At 56.3% G+C, this 3,466-nt stretch carries 3 protein-coding genes; all 3 read right to left on the bottom strand.

What is annotated here, in order from left to right:
* Positions 1 to 89 precede the first annotated feature (89 nt).
* The 3 genes from ACYP5B_RS00940 to ACYP5B_RS00930 are packed head-to-tail and all read right to left on the bottom strand — an operon-like array spanning position 90 to position 3,330.
* Complete coding sequence (locus ACYP5B_RS00940; RefSeq protein WP_459568212.1) at positions 90 to 1,109, bottom strand: site-specific integrase; 1,020 nt, start codon at positions 1,107 to 1,109, stop codon at positions 90 to 92.
* Positions 1,106 to 2,086, bottom strand: a complete 981-nt coding sequence (locus tag ACYP5B_RS00935; RefSeq protein WP_459568211.1) for a tyrosine-type recombinase/integrase — start codon at positions 2,084 to 2,086, stop codon at positions 1,106 to 1,108. The genes ACYP5B_RS00940 and ACYP5B_RS00935 overlap by 4 nt, the downstream gene beginning before the upstream one ends.
* Positions 2,083 to 3,330, bottom strand: a complete 1,248-nt coding sequence (locus ACYP5B_RS00930) for a site-specific integrase (RefSeq protein WP_459568210.1) — start codon at positions 3,328 to 3,330, stop codon at positions 2,083 to 2,085. Before ACYP5B_RS00930 ends, ACYP5B_RS00935 begins: the two co-directional genes overlap by 4 nt.
* Positions 3,331 to 3,466: the final 136 nt, after the last annotated feature.

Here is a 3,466-nt window from a genome sequence, read left to right as displayed (position 1 = left end):
TAATGTCGAGTAGACACTAATGTGGAGTATGCGAAGGTATTGCCTACGGGGGGAGAATCCGAGCAATCGGACTCTCCATTAACGTAGCGCTACAGCGAAGCGAGCCATTCGATGAGAGAGGCGTCTGAGCGCCATGGGCGTAGTGGAGTGACCGAGTCCACAACTGTCCCTGCTCGAGCGATGGCTCGACGTTTCATCTCTAGGTCAGCCCTCGCATAGCGATTTGTGGTGTTGACACTGACGTGACCAAGCCAGTGGCTGATAGTAGGCAGGTCAACGCCCGATTTGAGCAGTAACATCGCGGTACTATGCCGGGCACTGTGCGGGTGAAGTCGTTTGTTGACCATGGACGGACATTTGTTTGCCGCCGCCTGGAAGTACTTAGATAAGATGTAGGCGATACCGAATCGGGTAAGTCGCTGTCCTCGCTGATTGCAGAAGAGCGGCATATTGGAACGCATGTCCAGGTGCACTTCGTCGGCAAACTGCTTCAAGACCTGCGCCGTTCCTGGCCAGAGTGGACAAGCTCTCCGCTTGCGTCCCTTTCCGAATAAAGTTACCTGCGGTGGCGGGTCGATCTGCAGGTCGCAGGCGCTTAAGTCGACGATCTCCTGGACCCGAGCGCCTGTGTTAAATAGTACAGCGAGTAGCGCGTAGTCGCGGCGACCATACGGGGTGCTTCGATCGATGCATTCCATAACGGCATGAATTTCGTCTTCCTCGAGATAGTCGATTGATCCGGTTCGCGTGCGCTTGAAAGGGATTCCCAGAATTCGCTGAGCCTGTTCAATCCTCTCGGGAGCATGCGTTGCGACATATCGAAAGAATGCATGAATGGCAGCGAGCCGCACGTTGCGCGAGGAGGTCTTGTTGTGACGCTCTTGTTCAAGGTAGTTCAGAAATGCCAGAACCACCTCTGGCGAGATCGCATCCAGTTCCAGCTTCACTGGATCACAGTGCTGGGACGCAGCGATGAAGCGCAGAAGCAGAATCATCGAATCGCGGTAACTGAGCACGGTATGCCGGCTCACGCCACGTTGTTCGGTCAGGTACTGGCTGAAGAATGAGCGTACTGCGCGTGCCAGCGCGTTGGGGTACGTATTTTTCATAGTGCACCTCCACCGGGGGACGGCTGAATGAGCGCGCCATAGCGACCCGCAAAGCGGTTGCTGGCCGCAGCGGCAAGCTCTGCAACAAACGGAAGGTAGTACTCGGTCGAAGAAATCGATACGTGTCCCATGTATGTCGCAAGCGCTGGTAGCTTGACTTGAACATCAACGCCGGCTTTATACCATCGAAGGAGAACACGAATTGCAAAGGAGTGCCTCATATCATGCACCCGCGGTAATCGCCCGTCCGTTGTGCGAATACCCGTTTCACGTATAAGCTCATGAATCCCGTCTCCGAGGCCACAACCCGAATATCCATTGCAATAGCGATTCCACAACAGCGGCGAGTCTGCTTCCATGGGCAAATTGCATTGCCGCCTGGTGGCTAGGTAAGTTTCCACTTCCCGACTCGCATCGGCGGAGAGCGGCAGATAACGAGACCGGTGGAACTTGGCTTCACGCACGAGCAGACTTCTGGTGCGCTGGTCATAGTCCGCAATGGTCAGACATGCCAGTTCTCCGCGCCGCATCCCAGTCGTGTTGAGCAGCACGATCGCCAAGTGGAAGATCTCCGGCCGCAAGGGGGAACGCGGCACGGGTTTTAGCTTTGCCGCAGCCTGCAGCAGCCAGATGATCTCCAGGTCGGTAAAGATGTGGGGCCGCACGGGCTGGTGCGGTCGTGGAAAGTCACCAACATCTGGCGCGAAGCAGGTCGGCTCGGTGCGTTGGAGGTAGAGGAAAAAATTGCGCGCGATCCGCATCCAGTTGCGTCGGACGGTCGGCGACAGATGAGCGAACGTTCTGCACCATTGCTCAAATGCACTCTGCGTCCAATCGGCCGCGCCGGTACGGATCATGAAGGTCTCTATAGTTTCGAGAACACGGCGCTCCTTCGTAAAGTCTCGCCCCAATGCCTGCTTCAGTTCCACGTAACGGCGGATCGATGAGGACAGGCAGGTCTCGGTCGTATGCTTCATGATATGGCCTCCTTCCCGGTTGCCGGGATTGGCAGTGGTAGCGCCACTTCGCGTAGCTCCTCGAAATCGAGCCGGAGGTACACGCACGTGCTTTCTGTGCTGCGATGACCGAGAAGGTCACCAATGGTCTTGAGCGGTATACCCTCGCGAAGCAAGTGCACCGCGTAGGAGTGGCGCAGACAATGAACACCGTGAAACTGGGTAGTGAGACCGCTTTGCTTGGCACGAAAGCGGAATGCATAGCCGGGGGCTTGTCTAGTTATGGGCAGGACGGGTGCAATGGCAGTTAGAAAAACCTGACGGCTGGCTGCGGGCGGGCGAGCCTCCTGTAGATAAGCGATCAGAGCTGCGGCGACCGGATCGGTCAGCGGAAGAATCAGAGGGTGTCTAGTTTTAGATTGATTGATGTGGATCTCGCCAGCATGCCAATCGATGTCGTCCAATCGCAAGCTCGCGATGTCGCACCCACGCAGTCCGTAGGTCGCCATGAGCAGGAACATGGCGTAATCGCGCACTCCACTGGCGCACTTGCGATCTATCGACCCTAGCAGAGCCGTAACCGTATCCCACGGCACAGCCCGCGGCAGGTGTTCCAGGCGATAGGCTCGGGGCGCATCAATCTGTCGATCCAGTCCGGAAGGGACCTCGCTTCGCAAGGCGAGGAATCGCAAGAAGCCGCGCAGCTCAGAAATGACGTGCTGAAGTGAGCTCCGGCCGTATCGACTGCCAGCGTAGATGATGAAACGCTCGATATGGGCTTGGGTAAAGTTCGCCAGACGAAAGGTGGGATCCGAATCGAGCTGGTAACGCAATAGTTGCCAGGCCGTGTGCTCATGTCGCTGAACAGTACTCGGAGACAATCCCCTGACTTCGCTCAAGTACTGCATGTAGGCAGCGACCGGAGCCTCAAACGGGGTATCCGCACGTGGATTCGGAACGGCAACGATATGCTGACTTTGGAGAAAGCGCTGCAAGCAGCCAACAGTGTTGGATATTCCACCGGGACGGCGTCGAAAATACTGTGAACACTTGCGCAGGCTCTCTGGTGTTAGTGACGCAAGGGTAGTTTGATGGCGTTTGCGAAAATACGTATCAATGGCCGTACAGCGAAGAACATAGGACTGACGGGAGTTGAAACGGTATCCCTGCGTGACGAGCCAGTCATCAAAATCGTCAAGAATTGGCCCGAGCAGTGGCAGGGAAAGATGTCGTGCGTAGGCCGTGGGCAGAAGCTCGCGAATCATCAGAGTCTCCTTTCGAGTGAACGCAAGAAGAGATTCTGATCATTGCACTAATGTGCAGTCGTCGCCTGAAATCCGGTGTCCGGCCGATGCGGAGAGCGACTCGCCCCACATTACTGACCTGTGCACATTAATCGAT

The sequence above is a fragment of the Cupriavidus sp. 8B genome, assembly GCF_054589115.1.
This window is presented reverse-complemented; position numbering and strand designations above follow the sequence as displayed.